The organism is Cellulosimicrobium sp. PMB13, from assembly GCF_051294865.1.
GTDB lineage: Bacteria > Actinomycetota > Actinomycetes > Actinomycetales > Cellulomonadaceae > Cellulosimicrobium.
Genome location: NZ_CP145910.1, coordinates 3,646,569 through 3,669,632, shown reverse-complemented (window position 1 = coordinate 3,669,632; position 23,064 = coordinate 3,646,569). Strand labels below are relative to the sequence as shown.

22 protein-coding genes are annotated in these 23,064 nt (G+C 74.7%); 9 read left to right on the top strand and 13 right to left on the bottom strand.

Features of this window, described 5'->3' with window-relative positions; translation table 11 throughout:
• Positions 1-12: 12 nt before the first annotated feature.
• On the bottom strand, positions 13-948 hold the full coding sequence (locus V5D56_RS16515) for an NADP-dependent oxidoreductase (protein WP_435736371.1): 936 nt from the start codon (positions 946-948) through the stop codon (positions 13-15).
• 46 nt (positions 949-994) lie between these two features.
• Positions 995-1,402 carry a VOC family protein gene (locus tag V5D56_RS16510; RefSeq protein WP_435736370.1) on the bottom strand — a complete coding sequence of 136 codons (408 nt, stop codon included), beginning with the start codon at positions 1,400-1,402 and terminating at the stop codon, positions 995-997.
• A gap of 195 nt (positions 1,403-1,597) precedes the next feature.
• Here V5D56_RS16510 and V5D56_RS16505 point away from each other — a divergent pair, with 195 nt between their 5' ends.
• From V5D56_RS16505 to V5D56_RS16495, 3 genes are all read left to right on the top strand, one after another.
• Positions 1,598-4,333: a helix-turn-helix transcriptional regulator gene (locus tag V5D56_RS16505; protein WP_435736369.1), complete on the top strand. Its 2,736-nt coding sequence runs from the start codon at positions 1,598-1,600 to the stop codon at positions 4,331-4,333.
• 124 nt (positions 4,334-4,457) lie between these two features.
• Positions 4,458-5,282: an alpha/beta fold hydrolase gene (locus V5D56_RS16500; protein WP_435736368.1), complete on the top strand. Its 825-nt coding sequence runs from the start codon at positions 4,458-4,460 to the stop codon at positions 5,280-5,282.
• Between the two features lie 11 nt (positions 5,283-5,293).
• Entirely contained in the window at positions 5,294-6,154 is an 861-nt protein-coding gene (locus V5D56_RS16495) for an alpha/beta hydrolase (protein ID WP_435736367.1), read from the top strand.
• A gap of 91 nt (positions 6,155-6,245) precedes the next feature.
• On the opposite strand, the gene V5D56_RS16490 is transcribed toward V5D56_RS16495, so the two are convergent.
• Positions 6,246-7,517, bottom strand: a complete 1,272-nt coding sequence (locus V5D56_RS16490) for an amidohydrolase (RefSeq protein WP_435736366.1) — start codon at positions 7,515-7,517, stop codon at positions 6,246-6,248.
• The gene (locus V5D56_RS16485; protein WP_435736365.1) at positions 7,514-8,773 is read right to left on the bottom strand and encodes a YncE family protein; all 1,260 of its coding nucleotides are present in this window, start codon (positions 8,771-8,773) and stop codon (positions 7,514-7,516) included. The genes V5D56_RS16490 and V5D56_RS16485 overlap by 4 nt, the downstream gene beginning before the upstream one ends.
• A 100-nt stretch (positions 8,774-8,873) precedes the next feature.
• Between V5D56_RS16485 and V5D56_RS16480 the strand changes: the two genes are divergently transcribed.
• A complete protein-coding gene (locus V5D56_RS16480; protein WP_435736364.1) occupies positions 8,874-9,557 on the top strand; it encodes a GntR family transcriptional regulator in 684 nt (227 codons plus the stop codon).
• Between the two features lie 77 nt (positions 9,558-9,634).
• Here V5D56_RS16480 and V5D56_RS16475 read toward each other — a convergent pair whose 3' ends face one another.
• The 4 genes from V5D56_RS16475 to V5D56_RS16460 form a co-directional block, all read right to left on the bottom strand.
• Entirely contained in the window at positions 9,635-10,132 is a 498-nt protein-coding gene (locus tag V5D56_RS16475) for a nitroreductase/quinone reductase family protein (protein WP_435736363.1), read from the bottom strand.
• 80 nt (positions 10,133-10,212) lie between these two features.
• Positions 10,213-12,933, bottom strand: a complete 2,721-nt coding sequence (locus V5D56_RS16470) for an ATP-dependent DNA ligase (protein ID WP_435736362.1) — start codon at positions 12,931-12,933, stop codon at positions 10,213-10,215.
• A gap of 13 nt (positions 12,934-12,946) precedes the next feature.
• Complete coding sequence (locus tag V5D56_RS16465) at positions 12,947-13,192, bottom strand: helix-turn-helix domain-containing protein (RefSeq protein WP_435736361.1); 246 nt, start codon at positions 13,190-13,192, stop codon at positions 12,947-12,949.
• On the bottom strand, positions 13,192-13,863 hold the full coding sequence (locus V5D56_RS16460; protein ID WP_435736360.1) for a hypothetical protein: 672 nt from the start codon (positions 13,861-13,863) through the stop codon (positions 13,192-13,194). Before V5D56_RS16460 ends, V5D56_RS16465 begins: the two co-directional genes overlap by 1 nt.
• A 264-nt stretch (positions 13,864-14,127) precedes the next feature.
• Between V5D56_RS16460 and V5D56_RS16455 the strand changes: the two genes are divergently transcribed.
• Positions 14,128-14,823, top strand: a complete 696-nt coding sequence (locus V5D56_RS16455; RefSeq protein ID WP_435739059.1) for a GTP pyrophosphokinase — start codon at positions 14,128-14,130, stop codon at positions 14,821-14,823.
• A gap of 52 nt (positions 14,824-14,875) precedes the next feature.
• Here V5D56_RS16455 and V5D56_RS16450 read toward each other — a convergent pair whose 3' ends face one another.
• Both V5D56_RS16450 and V5D56_RS16445 read right to left on the bottom strand, forming a co-directional pair.
• Positions 14,876-16,522: a multicopper oxidase family protein gene (locus tag V5D56_RS16450; protein WP_435736359.1), complete on the bottom strand. Its 1,647-nt coding sequence runs from the start codon at positions 16,520-16,522 to the stop codon at positions 14,876-14,878.
• Positions 16,519-16,941 carry a hypothetical protein gene (locus V5D56_RS16445; protein WP_435736358.1) on the bottom strand — a complete coding sequence of 141 codons (423 nt, stop codon included), beginning with the start codon at positions 16,939-16,941 and terminating at the stop codon, positions 16,519-16,521. Before V5D56_RS16445 ends, V5D56_RS16450 begins: the two co-directional genes overlap by 4 nt.
• 166 nt (positions 16,942-17,107) lie before the next feature.
• On the opposite strand from V5D56_RS16445, the gene V5D56_RS16440 reads away from it, so the two are divergent.
• Both V5D56_RS16440 and V5D56_RS16435 read left to right on the top strand, forming a co-directional pair.
• Positions 17,108-18,313, top strand: coding sequence for a sensor histidine kinase (locus V5D56_RS16440; RefSeq protein ID WP_435736357.1), 1,206 nt, complete (start codon positions 17,108-17,110; stop codon positions 18,311-18,313).
• Positions 18,310-18,969, top strand: a complete 660-nt coding sequence (locus V5D56_RS16435; RefSeq protein ID WP_435736356.1) for a response regulator — start codon at positions 18,310-18,312, stop codon at positions 18,967-18,969. Before V5D56_RS16440 ends, V5D56_RS16435 begins: the two co-directional genes overlap by 4 nt.
• Positions 18,970-18,998: 29 nt before the next feature.
• On the opposite strand, the gene V5D56_RS16430 is transcribed toward V5D56_RS16435, so the two are convergent.
• The gene (locus V5D56_RS16430) at positions 18,999-19,799 is read right to left on the bottom strand and encodes an ABC transporter permease (protein WP_435736355.1); all 801 of its coding nucleotides are present in this window, start codon (positions 19,797-19,799) and stop codon (positions 18,999-19,001) included.
• A complete protein-coding gene (locus V5D56_RS16425) occupies positions 19,799-20,752 on the bottom strand; it encodes an ABC transporter ATP-binding protein (protein WP_435736354.1) in 954 nt (317 codons plus the stop codon). Before V5D56_RS16425 ends, V5D56_RS16430 begins: the two co-directional genes overlap by 1 nt.
• Positions 20,753-20,918: 166 nt before the next feature.
• Between V5D56_RS16425 and V5D56_RS16420 the strand changes: the two genes are divergently transcribed.
• Positions 20,919-22,061 carry a sensor histidine kinase gene (locus tag V5D56_RS16420; protein ID WP_435736353.1) on the top strand — a complete coding sequence of 381 codons (1,143 nt, stop codon included), beginning with the start codon at positions 20,919-20,921 and terminating at the stop codon, positions 22,059-22,061.
• The gene (locus V5D56_RS16415) at positions 22,058-22,711 is read left to right on the top strand and encodes a response regulator (RefSeq protein ID WP_435736352.1); all 654 of its coding nucleotides are present in this window, start codon (positions 22,058-22,060) and stop codon (positions 22,709-22,711) included. Before V5D56_RS16420 ends, V5D56_RS16415 begins: the two co-directional genes overlap by 4 nt.
• A gap of 6 nt (positions 22,712-22,717) precedes the next feature.
• On the opposite strand, the gene V5D56_RS16410 is transcribed toward V5D56_RS16415, so the two are convergent.
• A complete protein-coding gene (locus tag V5D56_RS16410) occupies positions 22,718-23,038 on the bottom strand; it encodes a DUF1905 domain-containing protein (protein WP_435736351.1) in 321 nt (106 codons plus the stop codon).
• Positions 23,039-23,064: the final 26 nt, after the last annotated feature.

Below are 23,064 nucleotides of genomic sequence, written 5' to 3'. Positions count from 1 at the left end.
CGCCTCGCCGGCTCAGACGCGGACGACGACCTTGCCGCGCACGTGCCCGGACGCGCTGAGCTCGTGCGCCGCGGCGGCGTCGGCGAGGTCGAAGACCTCGGCGACCTCGGGGCGCAGCACGCCCGCGTCGCCGAGCCGTGCGAGCTCGGCGAGGTCCGCGGCGTCGGGCCGGACCCACACGTAGTGCCCGCCGAGCTCGTCGCGCGCCCGCGCGTCGGTGATCGAGGCGACCGTGCCGCCGTCGCGCAGGACGTCCGGGACGGAGTCGAGGGCGTCACCGCCCACGTAGTCGAGGACGACGTCGACGCCCTCGGGCGCGAGCGCGCGCACGCGGTCCGCGAGGCCCTCCCCGTACGTCACCGGCTCTGCGCCCAGCGAGCGCAGGAAGTCGTGGTTCTTCTCGGACGCCGTGCCGATCACGCGCGCGCCCAGCGAGCGCGCGACCTGCACGGCGAACGACCCGACGCCTCCGGCCGCCGCGTGGACGAGGACGGTCTGCCCAGGCTGCACGCCCGTACGGCGGATCGTCTGGTAGGCGGTCAGGCCGGCGAGCGGGACCGCCGCCGCCTCCTCGAACGACCACGCGGCGGGCTTGCGCGCGAGGGTGCGCACGGGCGCGGCGACGAGCTCGGCGAACGTACCGCCCGAGAGCTGGCCGCCGACGACGTCCTTGCGCACGTACCCGTACACCTCGTCGCCGACCTGGAACTCCGGGGTGTCGAGGCCGACCTGCTCCACGACGCCCGCGACGTCCCAGCCCGGGACGACGGGGAACGCCGCGTCCATGACCGGGTCCAGGTAGCCCTGACGCACCTTCCAGTCCACCGGGTTGACGCTCGCGGCGCGCACGCGCACGAGGACGGAGTCGGGGCCGACCTTGGGGGTGGGGAGCTCGGTGAGCTCGAGGACCTCGGGGCCGCCGTAGCGGGAGTACGTGATGGCTCGCATACGGGCGGCAACGGCGAGCCACCACGCCCGCATTCCCGGGGAGGTGTCAGCCCTCGAGCGCGCTCGGGTCCATGTACAGGACCTCCCACTGGTGACCGTCGAGATCGGCGAAGCTCCGGGAGTACATGAACCCGCCCTCCTCCTGCGGGTCCTTGACCGCCGTCGCGCCCGCGGCGAACGCGGCGTCGGCGACGCGGTCGACGGCCTCCCGGCTCTCCACGCCGAGCGCGTTGATGACCTCGGTCGTCGCGGTCGCGTCGGCGATCGACTTGTTCGTGAACTGCTTCGCGAACTCCTCGGAGAGGAGCATCACGTAGATCGTGTCGCTGATGACGATCGACGACGCGTTCTCGTCCGTGAACTGCTCGTTCACCGAGTAGCCGAGCGAGGTGTAGAACGCCTTCGAGGCGTCGAGGTCCTTGACGGGCAGGTTGACGAAGATCTGGGTGCTCATGGATTCCTCCGGTCGTCGTGGCGCGTGGTGCGCCCGTTCGGTCGTCTCGAGGGGGTAGACGGCACCTCGGTGAGGAACTCATCGCCCCAGGCCGCCGGAGGTTTCGGAGGGTCGGGGTGTCGCGCCAGGTCCGTGGCTCGCTACGCTCCCGGCAGGACCGGGACGCGCGTCCGCGCGCCGACGGAAGGACGCCGCATGCCGGACGACCTGCTCGGGCGCGACGACGAGCTGCACCGGGTCGCGACGCTCGTGCGCGACGCGCGGAACGGTATCGCGGGCGCGCTGGTCGTCCGCGGCGAGGCAGGCATCGGCAAGTCCGCGCTCCTTGCGGCGTCGACCGCCGCGCTCGACGGCCTCGGTGTCGTGCGCACCGACGGGTACGAGGCGGAGTCCGGCATCGCCTACGCGGGTCTCCACCGCCTGATCGGCCCCTGGGGCACCCTCGTCGAGGGCCTCGCGTCGCCGTACCGCACCGCCCTGCGATCTGTGCTCGGTGGACGTGACGGGACGGCGGCCGACCGGTTCCTCGTCGGCCTCGGCGTGCTGGAGCTCCTCTCGGCGGCCGCACGCGAGCGCCCGCTCGTGTGCGTCGTCGACGACGTGCACTGGCTCGACGCCGAGACCGTGGCGGTGCTCGCGTTCGTCGCGCGCCGGCTCGGTGCCGAGGCGGTGGCGCTGCTCATGGCGTGCCGCGACGACGGCCGTCTCGACGAGAACTTCGCCGGCGTGCCCGTGCTGCCGCTCACGGGGCTCGACCCGGCAGCCGGTGCGCAGCTTCTGGTCGCGAGCCTGGACGACGGCGTCGACCCGCTCGTCGTCGCGCGGGTCGTCCGGGCGACGGGAGGGAACCCCCTCGCGCTCGTCGACCTCGCGCGCGAGCTCACGACCCAGGAGCTCAGCGAGTCGGCCGTCGGCGAGGAGCCTGTTCCCGTCGGCCGGCACCTCGAGGCGCACTACCTCGCGCGGGTACGGCAGACGTCGCCGGCGGTGCAGGAGTGGCTGCTCGTCGCCGCCGCCGAGGCGACCGGCACCGCGCGCCTGGTGTCGGAGGCGTGCGCCGGGCTCGGCATCGACCCGCGCGCCGCCGACGAGGCGGAGGAGCTCGGTCTCGTCGCTCTCGGCGCGACCGTGCGGTTCCGCCACCCGCTCGTGCGGTCCGCGGCCTACGGAGCCGCTCCCGGCCCGGACCGACGCCGCGCCCATCGTGCGCTCTCCGACGCCGCCGACGCGTGCGCACTGCCGGAGCTCGCGGCGTGGCACGCGTCGAAGGCGACGGTGGGCGAGGACGCCGCCGTCGCCGACCGGCTCGAGGCCGTCGCGGACGCCGCAGGCGCGCGGGGTGGCTTCGTCTCCCGGGCACGGGTGCTCGGCCGCGCGGCAGAGCTGACGCCGCCCGGCCCGTCGCGCGACCGCCGCGTCGTCGCGGCCGCCGAGGCTGCGGTCGCCGCCGGTGCTGCGCAGGTCGGCGCCACCCTGCTCGACGGGCTGCCGGACGCACGCCTCCCACCGGTCGAGCGGGCGCGGGTCACGGCGGTCCGTGTGTCGCTCGGCCTCTTCACCGGTGACCCCGACGTCCTCGCCCACGCCACGTCCGACCTCCTCGCAGCTGCGGAACAGCTGCGAGGCATCGAACCGGAGCGCGAGCGCCAGGCGCTGGTGCGCGCGTTCGAGTACACGCTGGTCGCCGAACGCTCCCGTCGGGGGGTGACCCTGACGGAGCTCGGCCGGCGTCTGCGCGAGGGTTCGGCAGGTTCCGACGACGCGGCGGCCAGGGTGCTGCGCGCGCTCGGCGCGCTGGTGCTCGACGGGACCGAGGACGCCGTGCCGGCGCTCCGGCGGGGCCTGGACGCGCTGCGCACGCTCGAGGGCCCGGGGGTCCTGCCGTACGCGTCCGCGGGCGTGGCGCTCGCGACGGCGCTCTGGGACCTGGCAGCACGCACGGCATGGCTCGACCAGGTGACCCAGGCCGCGCGGGACGCCGGGTCGCTCCAGATGGTCGACACGGGACTGTGGATCTCGTCGCTCGCCGAGCTCACGGGCGGCACCCCGCGCCGTGCCGGTCAGTACGTCGAGCAGGTGCGCGAGCTGCGTCGCGCCATCGGCTACGACGGCGAGCACGTGGTCAACGTCGCGTTCCTCGCCTGGACCGACGCCCCGCGCACGCAGGTCGAGGCCGTGGCGGTGGCCGCCGGGCAGGCCGGGTACGGCGGCGTCGAGTCGAGCGGACGGGCGGCGCTCGCGGTGCGCGACCTCGCGCAGGGCCACTACCGCGACGCCTACGTCGCGCTGCGGCCGCTCGTGGACGACCCGTTCCTCCAGGTCACCCCCCTGCAGCTCCCGGACTTCGTCGAGGCCGCGGTCCGCAGCGGGCACGACGGCGAGGCGGTGCGCCACGTCGGCCGGGTCGAACGGATCGCGGACGCGACCGCGTCGCCCTGGGCGCGAGGCGTCGCCCTGCGGTGCCGAGCCCTGGTGGCGCCCGGGACGGCGTCGACGGACCTCCTCGACGCCTCCGCCGAGGCGCTCGACGAGGCGGGTGCGGTGGTCGAGGCGGCGCGGTCGAGGCTCCTGCTGGGGGAGAGCCTCCGCCGGGACCGGCGTCGCGCCGAGGCGCGCGCACGGCTGAGGTCCGCCCTCGCGTTCTTCGAGGACGCCGGCGCGGCCGCGTTCGCCGAGCGGGCGCGGACCGAGCTGGAGGCGACCGGCGAGGCGCGGGGACGAGGACGGGCGGAGACGCCGTCCCTCCTCACGCCGCGGGAGGAGACGGTCGCCCGGCTCGCCGCGCGGGGGGAGACGAACGCCGAGATCGGGGCGACGCTGTTCATCAGCGCGAACACGGTCGACTACCACCTGCGCAAGGTGTTCCAGAAGCTCGGCGTCTCGTCCCGGCGGCAGCTGCGGGAGCGCTTCCCGGACGGGACGACCGTCTGAGCCGAGGGGGTCGGCGCGCGGTGAGGCCGCCGGGACGTCACCGGGGACTACGTGCCGCGCGTGGTCCGCGGGGCGGCGTGGCACGCGAGGCTCGGGTCGTCGGCACCCACCCCGAGGAGGCAGCATGCCGTACGTCACCACCGAGGACGGAGGACGGATCTTCTACAAGGACTGGGGTGACGGCGGGTCGCCGGTCGTCCTCAGCCACGGCTGGCCGCTCGACGCGGACGCCTGGGACGCCGCCGCGCTGTTCCTCGCCGAGCACGGGCACCGCGTGGTCGCCCACGACCGGCGGGGCCACGGTCGCTCCACGCAGACGTGGCACGGGAACGAGATGGACACCTACGCCGACGACCTCGCCACGCTCGTCGAGACGCTCGACCTGCGGGACGTGACGCTCGTCGGGCACTCGACGGGCGGCGGCGAGATCGTGCGGTACGTCGGGCGGCACGGCACCGGACGGGTCGCCCGGCTCGTGCTGGTCTCGGCGGTCCCGCCGTTCATGCTCCGCACCGACGACAACCCCGAGGGCCTGCCCGTCGAGGTCTTCGACCAGATCCGCGCGGGCGAGCTCGCGGACCGTGCGCAGCTCTACCGCGACCTCGCCGACGGCCCGTTCTTCGGCCACAACCGCAACAACGACGTCGACCAGGGCTTCCGAGACGCGTTCTGGCTCCAGGGCATGACGACCGGCCACCGGGGCGCGTACGAGTGCATCGCAGCGTTCTCGGCCACCGACTTCCGCGACGACCTCGCCGCGGTCGACGTCCCCACGCTCGTGATCCACGGCGACGACGACCAGATCGTGCCCTTCGAGGTCGGCGGCAAGCGGTCCGCCGAGCTCGTCGACGGGGCCCGCCTGGTCGTGTACGAGGGCAGCCCGCACGCCCTCCCGGACACCGACCGTGCCCGGCTGCACACCGACCTGCTCGACTTCGTCGACCCGTGAGGAGAAGCACCATGACCGAGAGCACCACGTCCGGCGCAGCACCCGAGGGCGCTGCGCCCGGACCGAGCACCGTCGTCCTCGTCCACGGGCTCTGGATGACCCCGCGCAGCTGGGAGGGCTGGGTCGAGCACTACGAGGCGAAGGGGTTGCGCGTCGTGACGCCGGGCTACCCGGGATTCGAGATCGAGGTCGAGGCGCTGCGCGAGAACCCGCAGCTCATCGCGGACCTCACCGTCCCCGAGACCGTCGACCACCTCGCCGGGGTGATCGATGCGCTCGACGAGCCGCCGATCATCATGGGCCACTCGTTCGGCGGCACGCTGACCCAGCTCCTGCTCGCGCGCGGGCTCGGGGCCGCGGGCGTCGTCGTGGACTCCGCGCCCACCGAGGGCGTGCGCGTCAACCCGCCGTCGCAGGCGCGCTCGCTCTTCCCCGCGCTGCGCAACCCGGCGAACAGGCACCGCGCCGTCGGCTTCACGCCCGAGGAGTTCCACTACGCGTTCACCAACACGCTCTCGGCGGAGGAGTCGCGGGCGGTCTGGGAGCGGTACGCGATCCCGGCGCCGGGGTCGTGGGTGTGGGAGTACGGCCTCATCGCCAACTTCAAGCCCGGGCACCAGGACACGTGGGTGGACTACTCCGCGGACCGTGCGCCGCTGCTGTTCATCGGCGGCGAGAAGGACCACATCATGCCGCCCTCGGTGAACCGGTCGAACGCCAAGCACTGGGAGAAGTCCCCGGCCGTCACCGAGTACCACGAGTTCGCCGGTCGCGACCACTGGACGTGCGCCGCCCCGGGGTGGGAGGCCGTCGCCGACCACGCGCTCGAGTGGGCGCTCGCACACGCCCGGACGACGGCGCCGCTCGCCTGACGCGCCGACCGCGCCCGGCAGCGTGGGCGGCGGCCCGAGGAGGACCGCCGTCCACGCCTCCCGGGTCGCACGGTCCCGGGGCGGGGACGCGTCAGACCAGCACGTCGCCGTCGCGCGCGACGACGCGGCCACCGGCCACCACGAGGGCGCGTCGCGGCGCGCGCACGACGGCGTCGGGGACGTTCTCGGCGTCGACGAGCACGACGTCCGCGGGCCCGCCCACGACCAGGTCGTGCACGTCGCGCCCGACGAACCGGGCGGCGTCGGCGGTGGCGATCCGTGCGGCCGTGACGAGCTCGTCGTCGTGGCGGAAGCGGGAGAGCCGCGCGAGCTGGGTGGTCAGCGCGAGCAGGTCGCCCGTGCCGTAGGGCGACCACAGGTCGCGGATGCCGTCGGTCCCGAGCCCGACGGCGACCCCCGCCTCGCGCAGCGCGTGCAGCGGCAGGGGAGCGGCACCGATCGGGGCGACCGTGGTCATGGTCATGCCCGCGTCACCCATCGCGGCGACGAGGTCCGCCTGGCGCGACGCGGGCACCTGCCCGACCGCGAAGCCGTGCGCGACGTTGACCTTCCCCTGCAGACCCGAGCGCAGCGTGCGCTCGATCATCAGCTCGATCTGGAAGGCCCCGAGCTCGCCGCCGTCGTGCAGGTGCACGTCGATCCCGACACCGTGCCGCTCCGCGATCGCGAAGAGCCCGTCGAGCTGGCCGACCGGGTCGCGGTCGATCGACGCCGGGTCCAGTCCGCCGACGTGCTCGGCCCCCGCCGCTGCCGCGGCGTCCAGCAGGTCGAGGACGCCGGGCCGGCGCAGCACGCCGTCCTGGGGGAACGCGACGATCTCGGCGTGCACCGCGCCGCCGAGCTCGGCGAGCGCCTCGCGCACGACCTCGATGCCGCGCAGCCCGAGCCCGAGGTCGACGTCGACGTGGGTACGGATCGCCGTCGTGCCGTGCCGGACGAACTCCCGCAGGACGGCGAGCGTGACGTCCACGCCGGGGATGCCGAGCTCGTCGCGGTGCGCCCGCTCGTGCGCGATGCGACCCTGCGTCGTCGCCTCGCCGCCGTAGCTCACCCACGGCTTGCCCCACCAGCTCTTGTCGACGTGCGCGTGCGCGTTGACGAGGCCGGGCAGCGCGAGCAGGCCGTGTCCGTCCACGACGCCGTCGGCGCCGCCCGGCTCGTCGGCGGTCCGCGCGGTGCCCGACGCCGCGGGCCCGGCCGGGTCGTGCGGCGTCACCGCCGCGATCCGGCCGTCGGCGACGTGCAGGTCGACCCGGTCGCCGCCCCACGGGCGGACGTCGCGCAGCACGGTCAGGGGTCGCGCGGCGGCTGCCGTCGGGGCGGTGCGGTCGGGGGTGCTCATCGATCGGTTCCTTCCGGGAAGGGGACGACCACCTGGGGTCGTCCGGGGATCTGGATCTCGGAGGACTCGAGGGTCGCGAGGTCGACGACCGTCGCGCCGTCCCACGCCTCGGCCTGGGTGTAGCCGCCCGCGAGCACCGCGTGGAGCGCGCCCGAGCCCGGGTCCGTCCACGTCGTCACGGTCTCGTGGCGGCGGGTGAGCGGCGCGACGCGCTCCTCGCCCGTCGCGGGGTCGAGCACCGCGACGTTGGGGCCGCCCGTCGCGTTCCCGAACGGGCCGTTGCCGACCACGACGACGCGACCGTCGGGCGTGCGGGCGACGCCGTGCTGGTGGCTGTCGGCGGCGGACGCGACGGTCGTCGTCGTCCCCGTCGCGGGGTCCAGGCGCACGAGCACCCTGCCCTGGTACGGCAGGAGCAGGGTGCCGTCGTCGTCGAGCGCCGCGTAGTGCGGCTTCTCGAACGACGCGAGCCCGTCCTCGGTGCCGAACGGCGCGACCTCGATGCGCCATGCCTGGAACGTGGTGGTGTCGACGACGTGCACGGAGAACTCGTCGTGGTCGACCGTGTAGACCTCGCTGCCGTCGGCCGAGACGAGCACGTCGAACGGCCGCAGCCCGACGGGCGTGCTCGCGACCACCTCGCGTGTCGCGACGTCGATCGTCTCGAGCGTCGAGTCCTCGCCGCGGTGCACGGCGACGTGGACGCGCGCGCCGTCCGGCGAGACGGCGATGCCCATGCCGCCGCGGCGGTACTCGCCGTAGCCGACGCGGGACGGGGCGTCGCGGTAGGGGATGAGGTCCGTGCGCACGAGCGCGTCGAGGTCGACGACGGCGACGCCCTGCGCGGTCGCGACGAACGCCGTGCGGCCGTGCGTCGCGATGCCCCACGGTGCCGGGCCGACGACGACGCGCGCCACGACGGCGCTGCCGTCGCGCACCGTCGGGTCGACGACCGCGAGCCCGTCGGACTCCGCCTCGGTGGCGAGCAGGAGGCGCGGTTCCGCCGGGTCCGTCGCCGTCGGTTCGTCGGTCGCGGTCGTGGGCTCGTCGGTGGGCTCGTCGGGAGTGGTCGCGGGCGGGGACGTGGAGGTTGCTCCGGACGAATCGGTCGCGCCGCCGGTCGTGCTTCCCGGCGAGCAGGCTGCGAGCACCGTGAGCGCCAGGACGGCGACGAGCGTACCGATCGACGTGGCGAGACCGGAGCGCCTGACGGGACGCCGGGCGGTGCTCGGTGCGGACGGGCAAAGCGAGGGCATTCGCAGATGGTATACCATTTACGACCGGAGAGCGCTGGTGCGGAGAGTGCCGCGGGATCGCCGTGACCCGCACGGGCAGTCCTCCGGGAGGATGGGACCCATGACTGCCGAGACCGTGGGACGTCCCGACGAGGGAGGCGTGCCGTCGGACGGGCCGTTCGAGCCGGAGGCGCGACGCGTCGAGCGGGTGCTGCGCGACCAGATCGTCGACGGCGCGCGCGCTCCCGGCAGCCGCCTCGTCGAGCGCGACCTCGCCGGCGAGCTCGGCGTCAGCCGGGTGCCGGTGCGCGAGGCGCTGCGCGTCCTCGTCGCCGAAGGGCTCGTGACCCCCCGGCCGCGCACGTGGGCCGTCGTGCGGACCTTCACCGATGACGACGTCGAGCACCTCCTCGAGGTCCGGTCCGCGCTCGAGCAGCTCGCCGCGCGTCGCGCGGCGGAGCGGCACGACCCCGTTGCGCTGGCCGCGCTCGACGCCGCCCTCGCCCGTCAGGCCGGTGCCGCCTCCCGCGGCGACGCGACCGCCGCCCGCCGGGCCGCCGCAGACTTCCACGAGGTGCTGCTCGCGGCGGCCGGAAACCCCATGCTCTCCGAGATCTCCGCCGTCACCGCGAGCCGGGTGCGCTGGCTCCTCGGCCAGCACGAGGACCTCGTCGAGATGGTGGACGAGCACTGCGCGCTCCTCGACGCCGTCCGCGCGCGGGACGCGGACGAGGCCGCGGAGCGTGCCGTCGCGCACCTCCGGACGTCGCGCGAGGCGGCGGCCAGGAACCGCGCCGCACCCTGAGCCGCGCCGCACCCACCGCCGCGCCGCACCCACCGCCGCGCCGCACCGCTCGTGCCGCGCAGCATGCCGAGCCGGCGTCAGGCGTCGGGCCCGTGGCGCCGGGGCTGGAGCACGACGACCGCCGTCTCGGTCGGACGCCGGGCCGCGAACCCGTCGAGCTTCTCGTCGAGCGTGCGCCACCGCGCCCAGAGCCGCTCGCGCTCCGCACCCCGCGCCGCACGGGCGTGCACCGGGCGCGTCTCGCCGTCGAGCACGACGGTCGTGTCGGGGAACGCCTGGAGGTTGAGCCACCATGCGGGCTCGGGCGCCGCCCACCCGTTCATGGCCAGCGTGACGAGGTTCGGCCCGTCCTCGAGGTAGCCGACGATGACGGCGTGCTCGCGGCCGGTACGTCGGCCGACGGTCCGCAGCAGGAGGGTGCCCCACCGGGTGGGCCCGGGACGCCACAGCCCACGACGGCCACCGGTGACGCGGTACCAGGCCCGGTGCACCACCCACGCCGACCGCACGAACCAGCGCGGGGGCAGGCGGGGACTCCGACCCGTGTCGGGACGGTCAGCAGTCGTGTCACCCATGAGCGCGCCTCCTGAGCGGCGAAGACGTCGGACGAGCCCACGGTCCCGCGCCGGACCCTCGCCGTCAACGGGTCGGGCCGTCACGGCGGGGGCAGCTCCACCACGACGTCGTCCGGCGACTTGTCGCGCCGCCAACCCTTCCACACCGGGTGACGGAGCTTGCCGAGGGGCGTGTCGCCGTCGGCCACGTCCTCGGCACCGCCCTCGGGCCGCCCCGTCCAGTCCCCGTAGACGACCTCCGCCACCCGCCGCGGCGAGACCCACCGGGCGTCCCGGGCGTCCTCGCGCGGCACGCCCACTGCGGCAGGCGTCGTCCGCTCGATCTTCCCGAACTCGGCGACGAGCTCACGGCGCTCTCCGTCCGTGAAGCCCGAGCCGACGCGGCCCACGTAGACCAGCCGGCCGTCGTCGGGCACGGCGAGCAGGAGCGAGCCCATGAGGTGCGTGCGCTCCCCGTGGCCTGGGCGCCAGCCCACCACGACGACCTCCTGCGAGCGCGCGTGCTTGAGCTTGAGCCACTGCTGCGAGCGCCGCCCCACGACGTACGTGCTGTCGCGCCGCTTCGCGACGACGCCCTCGAGACCGAGCTGCTTCGAGGTGCCCATCGCGGCGTCGAGGTCGCCGTCGAACGCGGGCGGCACGTGCACCGGGGCGTGCGCCCCGGCCAACAGCTCCTCGAGGATCTCGCGGCGCTCGTCGTACGTCCGCTTCGCGTGCGACCGGCCGCCCGACTCGAGGACGTCGAACACCATGACGTCGACCTTCACCTTGCGCCGCGCGACGGCGACGTCCGCCGGCTTCGCGATGTTCGCGCGCTGCTGCAGGCGCCGGAAGCTCGGGCGCCCCTGCGCGTCGAGCGCGACGATCTCGCCGTCGAGCACCACGGGCAGAGCATCGGCCGGGACCTGCTCCGCGAGCGCCTGCAGCTCGGGGTACGTGACGGTCATGTCCTTTCCCGACCGGCTGATCAGCCGCACCGACCCGGCGGAGACCTCGGCGAGCGTGCGGAACCCGTCCCACTTCATCTCGAACGCCCACGCGTCCGCGCCGTCGGAGAAGTCGGACGGGATCCCGGACGTGGCGAGCATGGGGCGCCAGTCCGTGCGGGCTCGCGACGGTACCTCGGGGGTGTCGTGGTCGGGTTGGGTGGCGGGTGGGCGGCGCGCGCCGGGTCTACCATCCGCGGCTCGTTCCTCGCCGCTCCCGCCAGACCCGCCACGACCCGGCGCGCGCCGCCCACCCGCCTGCTGAATCTCGCCGCGTCCCGTGGCCGCGTTGCCCGACGGCCGCCGCTCGCCCTCCCCGTCCGCCGCGCCCCGACCCCGCTCCCGATCGCGACGCGAGCCATCCGCCGCACCCTTCGGGGCCATGAGGTGGATGAGCCAGTTGTTCTCCTCGTCCTTGCCGCCGCGGCCGCGCGTGTGGATGAGGGCGAGGCGACGGGTGCCGTGCTGCTCGCCGTGGAGGGTGACGATGACCTCCTCGCCGTCGCGCCACTTCTCGAGCTCGTAGGTGCCCGCGTCCCAGATCGTGACCTCGCCCGCGCCGTACTCACCCTTCGGGATCGTGCCCTCGAAGGCTCCGTAGGCGAGGGGGTGGTCCTCCGTCTGCACCGCGAGGTGGTTCTTCTTCGGGTCGGTGGGCTCGCCGCGGGGCAGCGCCCAGCTGACGAGGACGCCGTCGTGCTCGAGGCGGAAGTCCCAGTGCAGGCGGCGCGCGTGGTGCTCCTGGATGACGAAGCTCATGCCCTCGCTCGTCGGCGGTGCGTCGGCCGGCACAGGTTCGGGCGTCTTTCCCGCGTCGCGCATCGAGCGGTACTTCTGCAGCCTGTCGGTCCGGTCCGTGCTGCCCGACGCCGCAGCGCCCTTGCGCTCGAACGTCGCCATGCGCTCGGGCGTGGGTTCGAGCGCCGAGAGGTGGCCGGAGGTCAGTGCGGCGAGCGGGTCGCCGATCGTGCGGACGCGCTCGACGACCTCGTCGGCCTCCAGGTGGCGCAGGTCGGGGTCGTCGAGCTCGTCCCACGTGCGGGGCGCGGCGACCGTGGGGTGCTCGCGCCCGCGCAGCGAGTAGGGCGCGATGGTCGTCTTGTTGCCGTTGTTCTGGCTCCAGTCGACGAGCACCTTGCCGCCGCGCAAAGACTTCTTCATGTCGCTCACGACGAGGTCGGGGTGCTCGGCCTCGAGGTAGCGCGCGAGCTCGTGCGCGACGGCGGAGACGGCCGCGGCGTCCTGCTTGCCGTCGAGCGCGGCGTAGAGGTGGATGCCCTTCGAGCCGCTCGTCACCGGGTGCGGGTCCAGGCCCATGCCCTGGAGGATCTGCCGTGCGAGGCGCGCGACCTCGGCGCACTCGGGAAGCCCTGCGCCCGGCCCGGGGTCGAGGTCGAGCACGAGCCGGTCGGGGTCGAGGTGGACGCCCGTGCGGCCGAACTGCCACTGGGGCACGTGGAGCTCGAGGGAGCCGGTCTGTCCGAGCCACGTGAGGGTCGCGAGGTCGTTGACGAGCACGTAGTCGTTGACGCTGTGCTTGTGCTCGATGCGCCGCGTGCGCACCCACGACGGAACGCCCTGCCCGGCGTTCTTCTGGAAGAACACCTGGCCGTCGACGCCGTCGGGCCAGCGCTTGCGCGTCGCGGCGCGGTTCGCGCAGTGGGGGAGCATGACGTCGGCGACGGCGGCGAGGTACGCGAGGACGTCGGCCTTGGTCGTGCCCGTCGCGGGGTACAGCACCTTGTCGAGGTTGGTGAGCTTGAGGCGGTGACCCTCGACGCTCACCGTGTGCCCGGACGTCGTGGCGGGAGGCATGCTCCATGGTCGGTCAGCCGTCCTCGGTCCGCGAGCCGCGCACGAGCAGGTCGCCGACCTCGCAGTCGAGCGCGTCGCAGATCGCGACGAGCGTGCTGAACCGGATCGCGCGCGCACGGTCGTTCTTGAGGACCGAGAGGTTGACGAGGCTGACGCCGACGAGCTCGCTGAGCCGCGTGAGCGTGAGCCCGCGGTCGTCGAGCAGCTCGTCGAGCCGGCAGTGGATGCCGGTCTCGCCGTCCGGGTCGGCGGGCGCCATCACACGAGCCCGTCGGTGTCGCGCTGCAGGCGTTCGCCCGACCGTGCGACCACGGCGACGAGCACGAGGAGGAGGGCGAGCGCCGCGAGCGGCCACGACACGCTGCCGAGGTCGAACCACGGCATCGCCACCCACTCGCGCTCGTCGAGCGGTCCGGTCCCGACGTCTCCGCTGGTCGGGTAGCCGAGCGCGACGAGCGCGCGCCGGGTCGAGAGGGTCTGCGCCCACGGCGCGACGACGGCCGTCGTGGCGCACAGGGCGGCGAGCGCGGCGAGGCCCCAGGTCGCGGTCCGCGCGAAGCTGCGGCCGAGCCACAGCCGGCGGCACAGGAGGACGACGACCGCGCACGCGGCGACGAAGAGCACGAAGGGCAGGGCGCCGGCGACCGCGGCGAGGACGCGCGCGTCGGTGAGCGGGTCGTGCGACTCGACCGTGACCTGCGAGTACCAGGACCACGACTCGCCGGCCGCTCCCGCGACCCGGGGTGACACGTCGAGCGGGGTCGCGACGCCGGCGTCGACCGTGAACGGGTACGCCGGGTTGAACAGCACCGCGACGCGCCACAGGCCGAGGAGCGTCGCGACGACCGCGGCGAGCACGGCGACGGTCGTCGTCAGGGTGAGGAGCGGGCGGTGCGCCGCACGCACCGCCGCCGTGGTCGTCGAGGCCATCAGGGTCCACTCCTTATCGATGATCGATATTATCGACGAACGATAACAGTGTGTGCCGTGCATGACGAGGGCGACCGGTGAAGACGTCGTGGCTCGGGAGGTCGAGGGAACGTCCGGGTGCCCCGGGGCGTCCAGACTGGGAGAGGGCCCGCGCGGCTGCGCGGGCACACCGGTGAGAGGAACGACGTGACGCACGAGACGGCGGACCGCCCGCCCCTGCCCCCAGACCTGGCCCCCCGCGTCCAGGAGTTCCGGCGCCTCCTGATGACGTACAAGTTCGGCATCGACGAGGTGATGACGAAGATCACCGTGCTGCGGGACGAGTTCCGCCACATCCACGACGACAACCCCATCGAGCACCTCGGGTCGCGCCTGAAGTCGATCGACTCGATCCTCGCGAAAGCGCGGCGCAAGGGCATCCCGCTCACGCCCGAGGGCGTGCGGGAGAACATGTTCGACGTCGCCGGCGTGCGCGTGACGTGCAGCTTCGTCTCCGACATCTACCGGGTGCGGGACGTGCTCGTGGGGCAGCGCGACCTCACCGTGCTGGAGGAGCGCGACTACATCGCGCACCCGAAGGGCAACGGGTACAAGAGCCTGCACCTCATCGTCCAGGTGCCCGTGTTCCTCTCGGACCGGGTGGAGGACGTCGTCGTCGAGATCCAGCTGCGGACGATCGCCATGGACTTCTGGGCGAGCCTCGAGCACAAGATCTACTACAAGTACCAGCGTGACGTCCCGGGCCACCTCACCGACGCTCTCCGGCTCGCGGCCGACGTCGCCGCCACGCTGGACACCACGATGGAACGCATCCACGACGAGGTGCGCGGGCTCGACGGGGGCCCCGAGCCCGCGGAGACCGCCGAGACCGTCGCCACGCCGCGCGAGACGCTCGAGGCGATCATGCGCACCGCCCAGGTCACGGACGAGGCGTTCCACGACCGCCGTCGGGAAGGCTGAGCCGCCGACCCGCCGAGCCCGCTCGTCCGCCGAGCCGGGTCACCCAGCCGGGTCACCCGCCATGGCCCCCGTGGCCGTCCTCCAGCCCGGCTCCGGGCACCTGGCGGGGCCCGCTGCCGGTCTCGCGTCCCGTCCCGTCGGCGTCGTCCCCGGTGTCGTGCTCGGCGTCCTGCCCCGTGTCGTGCGCGGCGTCATCCGAGGTGTCGTGCGACGCGGCGGGCGTCCTGATCTCGCCCGCCGACCCGCCCGGCTCGACGACGACGAGCTGGCCCATCATGCCCTCGTCCTCGTGCCGCAGCATGTGGCAGTGGTACATGTACGGCACGTCCGGGTCGGTGTAGTCGTCGAAGCGCAGGAGCAGGCGGTAGGTCCGGCTCGGCTCCAGGTAGATCGTGTCCTTGGGGCCTGCGAGCGCCGCCGGGGGCGGGTCGCCGTCGACGTCGAGGACGCGGAACTGCACGTCGTGGACGTGGAAGCTGTGCGGCACGGGGTGCGCGTTGCGCACCGTCCAGATCTCGGTCTCGCCGACGGTGACGGTCTCGTCGATCCGGCTCATGTCCATCCGGCGGCCGTTGATCTCGCGGTCGGCGAGCTCGAACGTCCGCTCGACGGTGGCGTCCTTGGCGCGCAGGGCGTCGGCGGCGGCTAGGCGGGACGGTGCCCATGCGGGCTCCGGTGACGGGGCGAGCTCGTCCGCGGCGCGCAGCTCGAGGACGTCGAACGACTCCTTGCCGCCCATCGCGAACGACGCGGCGACACCGCCCAGGTCGGCCGCGAAGGAGTGCAGCCGGGTCGTCTCCCCGGGTGACATCGTGACGACCACCTCCGCGCGCTCGCCCGGCGCGAGGCGCACCCGGTCGAGCCGGACGGGCGCGTCGAGCAGCCCGCCGTCCGTCGCGACGAGGTCCAGCCCCCGGTCCGGGAAACCCAGCTCGTAGGTACGCGCCGTCGAGCCGTTGAGCAGGCGGAGCCGCACGCGTTCGGTGGTCACGTCGTGGTACGCGCCCACCGTGCCGTTCGTCATGACGACGTCGCCCAGGATCCCCGGTTCGCCGGCGCCGTCGAGCTCCAGCCGGCCGTCGTCGTCGAGCACCTTGTCCTGCACGACGACCGGGACGTCGTCGACGCCGTACGCCGACGGCAGCGACGCCGCCGCGGACGCGTCGTCGTCCAGGAGGAACAGCCCCGCGAGACCGCGGTAGACGTGCTCCTCCGTCGCGCCGTGGGGGTGCGGGTGGTACCAGAGCGTCGCGGCGGGCTGGTCGATCGTCCACGTCGGTCGCCACGTCGCGCCGGGCGCGACCTCCTGGTGCGGGCCGCCGTCCATCGCGGCGGGCAGGTGCATGCCGTGCCAGTGGACGCTCGTCGCCTCGTCGAGGTCGTTCGTCACCTCGACCGCGACGCGCTCGCCGCGCGCGGCCCGCAGCGTCGGGCCGAGATAGGGGCCGTCGAAGCCCCACGTGGGGGTCTCGACGCCCGGCAGGAACGACGTCGTGCCCTCCTGGGCGGTGAGGGAGAACACGCGCGTGCCCTCGACGACGCGCGACGGGGCGAGCGGCGGGATGGCGAGCTCGGTCGTGAACTCCTGCTCCTGGACGGGGTGGACCGACGGCGCGAGCGCGCACCCGGCGAGCAGGCCCGACGCGGCGACCACGGCGGCGGTCGCGCGCACGATCCCCCGGCGGATCGGGGGCCTCACCGGGCCACCCCGTCTCGGACGCGCTGCACGAGCGCCGCGACCGCGCCGGCCACGAGGCCCCAGAACGTGCTCAGGGCGAGCGCCGGCACGAGCGTCCAGGCCGCCCGACCGCCGTCGAGCCCGACGAGCGCGGACACGGCCGCCGCGACGACGCCGAACGTCAGCCCCGCGAGGGTGAGGGTCAGGACGGGTCGCGCGACGCGGCCGAGGCCCACGACGGCGATCCACACGAGAGCCGTCAGACCGAGGATGGTCAGCGCGCGCGGCGCGCCGCTGCCGAGGCCGAGCAGGCCGGTGAGGGGCCACAGGAGGGCCATCGAGCCGAGGCCGAGCACGGTGGGCCACGAGAGCCGACCGGTCGTCGCGGGCGTGTCGTCGTCGGGGTGTGCCGGATGGGCAGCGGGGCGTGGAGGTGTCATGGTCTCGACGATGCCGGGGGCACCGGCCCCCTCACATCGGCCCCCGGACGGCTGTTGCCGCCGCGGCCCGTCGCGGCCCGGCGACGACCGGTGTCGCCCGGGGGCGACACCACCCTGAGACCGCGGGCTGATGCCCTCGGGGTACCCGGCTCCGTACGCTGGCGCCATGAGTGCGCCACAGCCTGCGTCGGTGCGCAGCCCGGGGGTCGCCGTCGCGGGCGCGCGGCCGGGCGTCGACCCTCGCCTCACGGACGGCCTGCTCGCGGTCGCGATGACGCTCGCGATCGCCGTCGTCATCGCGGCCGACTTCGACGGCGCGGGGGAGTCGGGCCCCGTCGCGTACGTCTTCGCGGTGGGGTTCGGGGCGCTGGTCGCGATCCGGCGCCTGGCGCCGCGCACGATGCTCGTGCTCACGGTGCTCGGGATCTTCGCCTACTACGCGCTCGGGCTGCCCGTGATCGGGATGGCCCTGCCCGCGGTCGCCGCGCTCTACTCGGCGGCCGAGCTCGGGCGGACGTGGTGGGCCGTCGGGTCCGGGGTGGTGCTCGTCGCCGTCGCCGCGTACTTCCGGGTCGCGGAGGGACAGCCGGTGACCTACCTCTACGGGTACGAGCTCGTGACGAACGTCGCGCTCGTCGCGGCGGCGATCGCGCTCGGCGTCGCGGTCCGGCTCACGCGCGCCGCGCGCGAGCAGGCCGAGCGGGTGCGCCTCCTCACCGCGGCGGAGCAGGCGCAGGCGGCCGACCGGCGGCTCGAGGCCGAGCGCGTGCGCATCGCGCGCGACCTGCACGACGTCCTCGGTCACCACCTCGCGGTCGTCGCGCTGCACGCGAACGTCGCCGGCGAGGCGGTGGGTCGCGACGACGACGCGGCGCGCGCGGCGCTCGGCCAGGTCGGGGACGCGGCGTCGGCGGCGCTGCGCGAGCTGCGCGCGACCGTCAAGGTCCTGCGCGGGCCCCTGCCCGACGCCCCGTCGCGCGGGTCGACGTCCCTCGCCGGGCTGGACGTGCTCGTCCGGCCCGCGCGCGCCACCGGCCTCGACGTCGTGCTCGACGTCGACGTCGCCCCCGGCGCGCTCGACGGCGCGATCGACGCCGCGGCCTTCCGGATCGTCCAGGAGTCCCTGACGAACGTCCTGCGGCACGCGGACGCGCGACGTGCGACGGTGAGCGCGCGCGTCGTCGACGGGCACCTGCTGCTCCGTGTCGCCGACGACGGCGCCGGGCGCCGCGCTCCCGGCGCCGAGGCGGGGCAGGGCATCGCGGGGATGGTCGAGCGGGCGACGCTCCTCGGGGGCCGGCTGGACGCGGCGGACGGCGCGCACGGCGGGTTCGTCGTGAGCGCCGACCTCCCGGCGAGGCTGGCGCCGTGATCCGCGTCGTGATCGTCGACGACCAGGAGCTCGTCCGCGCCGGGCTGCGGGCGCTCGCCGTGCACGACGGCGACGTCGAGGTCGTCGCCGAGGCCGGCACCGGGCGCGAGGGCGTGGCCAGGGTGCGCGAGCACCGGCCCGACGTCGTGCTCATGGACATCCGCATGCCGGGGACGGACGGCCTCGAGGCGACGCGCGCGATCGTCGCCGACCCGGCGCTCGAGACGGTCCGGGTGCTCGTCCTCACGACGTTCGACGAGGACGAGCACGTCGTCGAGGCGATCCGGTCGGGCGCCGTCGGGTACCTGCTCAAGGACGTGTCGCCGGGAGACCTGCGGTCGGCGATCCGCGTCGTCGCGGACGGCGGTTCCCTCCTCTCGCCGGCGATCACCGCGTCCGTCATGCGCGCCGCGGTCGAGGGCGCCCCGCACGCCCTCGACGCCGGACGCCTGGAGTCCCTCACGGCACGCGAGCGCGAGGTCCTGGAGCAGGTCGGGCGGGGCCTGACGAACGACGAGATCGCCCGCGTGCTGTTCCTCAGCCCCGCGACGGCGCGGACGTACGTGAGCCGTCTCCTCGCGAAGCTCGGGGCGCGCGACCGCGCCGCGCTCGTCGTCCTCGCCTACGAGACGGGCCTCGTGCGCCCGGGGGACTGAGGTTCCCGGGCGCACGAGGACGACCCGGGTCACGTCCAGCGGAAGAACCGGGCCGCGACGAGCGAGCACACCACGACCGTCCCCCCGAGGGCGACGAGGTGCGACGCCTCGACCGGTTGCCCGGCCCACGCGTCACCCAGGGCCTGGACCGACGCCCCGAACGGCAGCGCCTCCCCGACGCGGGCCACCGGCTCGGGCAGGTTCGACACGTCGCCGAACATGCCGCCCGTCGCGCCGAACGCGAAGAACACGACGAGGCCGAACGCGACGGACGCGTTCGGCGTCGGGGCGACCGCGGCGACGAGCATCCCCACGGCGTACATCGCGGTCGCGCTCAGCGCGAGCACGCCGAGGGCGACCGCGGGCACGGCGGGCATCCGCGCGTCGAACGCGACCGTCGCGACGACGAGCGCCATCGCGACGCCGAGCGCGGTCTGGACGGCGCTCACCACGACCTGCGCGACGAGCACCATGGCCGGCGACGCGGGCGTGACGGACAGGCGCTTGAGGACGCCTGCCCGCCGGTAGTAGGCGAGGAAGCTCGGCATGTTGATCACGCCGATGATCCCGACGACGATCGCGAGCACGACCGGCACGACGAACACGTCGAACGCGGTGCGGCCGCCCGAGTGCGGGATGACGACCTGCGTCGCGTCGCTGATCCCGTACATGACGAGGATGAGGACCGGCATGCCGAAGGGCATGACCAGCCCGGCCGTGTCGCGCACGACCATCTTCGCCTCGGCGACGACGAGCGCGGCCCACGCGCGCGGGCCCGGCCCTGTGGCGGCGCGCGCGACGGGCGTGGTGGCGGGGGCGGTGGTGGACATCAGGCGGCCTCCTCGGTCGTGGCGCGGGTGGGGTCGTCGCCCAGCGGGCGACCGGTGAGGGCGAGGAACGCGTCGTCGAGCGTCGCGCGCTCGAGCCGGGTCTCCGTCGCGACCACCCCGGCCCGCACGAGCGCGGTGCTCACCTCCTGGAGCAGCTCGCCGTGCCCCGTCACGACGACCTGCTCGCCGCGCACCTCCACACCGTCGACGCCGGGCACGCGGTCCAGGAGACCGGGCGAGAGCCGCGCCGCGACGCGGAAGCGCACGCGCTGGTCCAGCCCGGCTCCGGCGACCAGACCGGCGGGCGTGTCGTGCGCGACGACGCGGCCGCCGTCGAGCAGGGTCACGCGGTCGCACAGCCGCTCGACCTCCTCCATGAGGTGGGAGACCAGCAGGACCGTGACGCCGTCGTCGCGCAGCCGCTCGACCACGCCCCACACCTGGCGGCGCGCCTGCGGGTCCAGGCCCGTGGTCAGCTCGTCGAGGACGACGACGCGCGGGTCGCCGACGAGCGCGAGGACGATCGCCACGCGCTGCTGCTGACCGCCCGAGAGCTTCTCGTAGCGCACGTCACGCTGCTCGTCGAGGCCGAGCGTGGTGACGAGGTCGTCCGGGTCGTGCCCCGCCCCGTAGAACGAGCGGTACAGGTGCGCGAGCTCGCGCACCGTGAGCGCGCCGTGCAGGTAGCCGGACTGGAGCTGGACGCCCAGCACCCGGCGCACCGCGGCACGCTCGGTGAAGGGGTCGAGGCCGGCGACGCGCACCGAGCCGCCGTCCGGCCGGCGCACCCCGGCGACCATCTCGACCGTCGTGGTCTTGCCCGCGCCGTTGGGCCCGAGGATCCCGAGGATCTCGCCCTCGGCGGCGACGAGGCTCACGTCGTCGACCGCCACCGTCGTCCCGTGCTTGCGGCGGTAGCTCTTCGTCAGGTTCCGTGCGTCGACGGCGCTCATCGGCCCGTCCTTCCGGTCGGTCGTGGTCCGCATCCCGCGGCCGGTCCGCGAGCGGTCCCTCGACGCTACGGAGCGGGACGAGCGGTGCGCGCGTGCCGGACGTCACGGGCTCCGACCATGACTTCCGGCACGTGGCGGCACGCCCCGCGGTCCGTAGGGTGAGGAGATGCGACGCACCGACCCCGAGATCTGGGCCGGCATCGCGATGCTCGTCGTGGTGCTCGGCCTCGGCGCGCTCGTCCCCGCCGCCGCGCCGGAGTCCCTGACGATCCCCGTCGGCGCCTGGCTCACCGCGTTCGCCGCGTTCGTCGCCGTGACCGCGTGGCTCGTGCTCGGGGCACGGTTCGCGACCGCGCGCGCCTACCTGCTGCTCGGCGTGCAGGTCGTGCTCGTCGGCGTCCTCGTCCTCACCGCCCCGGGCGCCGGCTGGCTGCCGATCCTGCTCGTCGCCGTCGCTGCCGTGAGCGTGTACGTGGTCCCGGTGCGCGTGACGGCCGTCGTGGTGGTCGTGAACGTCGTCGTCGTCGCGGTCTCCGCAGGAGTCCGCGGGAGTCCCACCGACGCCGTGCTCGGCGGGGCGATCTACCTGCTCATCCAGGTCGCCAGCGTCGGGTCGACGCTCGCGCTGCGGCGGGAGCGGACGATGCGCGAGCAGCTCGCCGCAGCACACGTCGAGCTGCGCGCGGCCGCCGTGCTGCGCGACGTGTCGACCCGGTCCGACGAGCGCCTGCGCATCGCGCGCGAGCTGCACGACGTGCTGGGCCACCAGCTCACGGTGCTCGCCCTCGAGCTCGAGACCGCGAGCCACCAGGACGGCGACCGCGCTCGCGAGCACGTGCTGCGCGCCAAGGCCGTCGCGCGCGAGCTCCTGGGCGACGTGCGCGCCACCGTGGGGGAGCTGCGGCGCCGCGCGCCGAGCCTGGAGGAGGCGATCGAGTCGGTCGTCGAGCGGGTGCCGACCCCACGCGTGCGGGTCCGCGTGGCCGACGACGTCGCGGTCGACGAGGAGCAGACCGTCGTGCTCGTGCGCGCCGTGCAGGAGGTCGTCACGAACACCCTGCGCCATGCCGAGGCCACCGAGCTGACCCTCGACGTCGGCCTCGCCGCCGACGGCCGGGTCCGCCTCGTCGCGCAGGACGACGGGCGGGGCGCGCACCGCGTCGAGCCCGGTCACGGCCTGCAGGGCCTCGCCGAGCGCGTCGAAGCCCTCGGCGGGACCGTGCGCGTCGACGGCGCGTCGGGCTTCCGCGTCGAGGTCACGCTCGCCGACCCGCCCGCGAGGCTCCTGCCGCGCGAGGTCGTGCGGTGATCCGTGTCCTGCTCGTCGACGACCAGACGCTCGTGCGCCAGGGCATCCGCAGCCTCCTGGAGATCGCGCCCGACGTCGAGGTCGTCGCGGAGGCCGAGGACGGCATGACGGCGCTCGCGGCCGTGCGCGAGCACGCGCCGGACGTCCTGCTGCTGGACCTGCGCATGCCGCGCCACGACGGGATCTGGGCGCTCGAGGCGATGCGCGAGAGCGGGATCGAGACCCCGGCGCTCGTCCTCACCACGTTCGACGACGACGAGCTCGTGCTGCGCGCGCTCCGGGCCGGCGCCCGCGGCTACCTCCTCAAGGACGTGACGCTCGAGCAGCTCACGGGAGCGGTCCGCGCGCTCGCCGACGGCGGGACCCTCGTCCAGCCGTCGATCACGGACCGGCTCCTGCGCGCGGTGCGGTCAGGGGCGGCGGCCGACCCGGGGGAGGACGACGGCCCTCCCTCCCAGGACCTCACCGAGCGCGAGCTCGAGGTGCTGCGACTGGTCGCGGCCGGCTACTCGAACCGCGAGATCGCGCACGCCCTGTTCCTCGCCGAGGGGACGGTGAAGAACCACGTGTCGACGGTGCTGCTGAAGCTCGGGGCGCGGGACCGCACGCGCGCCGTGCTGCGCGCGCTCCACCTGGGCGTCCTGGGCTGAGGTCGTTCAGAGCAGGGTCTCGACGCCGATCCGGACGACGTCCCCCACGTCGACCTGCTCCGCCCGGCGGACGGCGGCCTTGACGGGGAGCACGTAGGTCTTGCGGCCCGCGTCCGGGAAGACGGACGTCGACCAGCGCGTGGCGCCGATCGTCACCTCGACCTTGACGGAGCCGAACCCGGCGGGCGGCAGGGGCAGCTCGGCGATCTCGTCGCTCACGTCCTCCGGCAGCGCCGCGAAGACCCAGCTGTCCGTGCGCGCCTCCCAGCGCCACAGCTCGGCCTCGAACTCGAAGCGGGTCCCGCCGCTGGCACGTGTCCCAGCCATCTGTCGTCCCCCGGTCGTCGTCGCCA

What these genes read in the sequence shown, in the direction of transcription:
- V5D56_RS16515 (WP_435736371.1), bottom strand. Translation starts at nt 948, where the DNA reads ATGCGAGCCATCACGTACTCCCGCTACGGCGGCCCCGAGGTCCTCGAG.
- V5D56_RS16510 (WP_435736370.1), bottom strand. Translation starts at nt 1,402, where the DNA reads ATGAGCACCCAGATCTTCGTCAACCTGCCCGTCAAGGACCTCGACGCC.
- V5D56_RS16505 (WP_435736369.1), top strand. Translation starts at nt 1,598, where the DNA reads ATGCCGGACGACCTGCTCGGGCGCGACGACGAGCTGCACCGGGTCGCG.
- V5D56_RS16500 (WP_435736368.1), top strand. Translation starts at nt 4,458, where the DNA reads ATGCCGTACGTCACCACCGAGGACGGAGGACGGATCTTCTACAAGGAC.
- V5D56_RS16495 (WP_435736367.1), top strand. Translation starts at nt 5,294, where the DNA reads ATGACCGAGAGCACCACGTCCGGCGCAGCACCCGAGGGCGCTGCGCCC.
- V5D56_RS16490 (WP_435736366.1), bottom strand. Translation starts at nt 7,517, where the DNA reads ATGAGCACCCCCGACCGCACCGCCCCGACGGCAGCCGCCGCGCGACCC.
- V5D56_RS16485 (WP_435736365.1), bottom strand. Translation starts at nt 8,773, where the DNA reads ATGCCCTCGCTTTGCCCGTCCGCACCGAGCACCGCCCGGCGTCCCGTC.
- V5D56_RS16480 (WP_435736364.1), top strand. Translation starts at nt 8,874, where the DNA reads ATGACTGCCGAGACCGTGGGACGTCCCGACGAGGGAGGCGTGCCGTCG.
- V5D56_RS16475 (WP_435736363.1), bottom strand. Translation starts at nt 10,132, where the DNA reads ATGGGTGACACGACTGCTGACCGTCCCGACACGGGTCGGAGTCCCCGC.
- V5D56_RS16470 (WP_435736362.1), bottom strand. Translation starts at nt 12,933, where the DNA reads ATGCCTCCCGCCACGACGTCCGGGCACACGGTGAGCGTCGAGGGTCAC.
- V5D56_RS16465 (WP_435736361.1), bottom strand. Translation starts at nt 13,192, where the DNA reads ATGGCGCCCGCCGACCCGGACGGCGAGACCGGCATCCACTGCCGGCTC.
- V5D56_RS16460 (WP_435736360.1), bottom strand. Translation starts at nt 13,863, where the DNA reads ATGGCCTCGACGACCACGGCGGCGGTGCGTGCGGCGCACCGCCCGCTC.
- V5D56_RS16455 (WP_435739059.1), top strand. Translation starts at nt 14,128, where the DNA reads ATGACGTACAAGTTCGGCATCGACGAGGTGATGACGAAGATCACCGTG.
- V5D56_RS16445 (WP_435736358.1), bottom strand. Translation starts at nt 16,941, where the DNA reads ATGACACCTCCACGCCCCGCTGCCCATCCGGCACACCCCGACGACGAC.
- V5D56_RS16440 (WP_435736357.1), top strand. Translation starts at nt 17,108, where the DNA reads ATGAGTGCGCCACAGCCTGCGTCGGTGCGCAGCCCGGGGGTCGCCGTC.
- V5D56_RS16430 (WP_435736355.1), bottom strand. Translation starts at nt 19,799, where the DNA reads ATGTCCACCACCGCCCCCGCCACCACGCCCGTCGCGCGCGCCGCCACA.
- V5D56_RS16425 (WP_435736354.1), bottom strand. Translation starts at nt 20,752, where the DNA reads ATGAGCGCCGTCGACGCACGGAACCTGACGAAGAGCTACCGCCGCAAG.
- V5D56_RS16420 (WP_435736353.1), top strand. Translation starts at nt 20,919, where the DNA reads ATGCGACGCACCGACCCCGAGATCTGGGCCGGCATCGCGATGCTCGTC.
- V5D56_RS16410 (WP_435736351.1), bottom strand. Translation starts at nt 23,038, where the DNA reads ATGGCTGGGACACGTGCCAGCGGCGGGACCCGCTTCGAGTTCGAGGCC.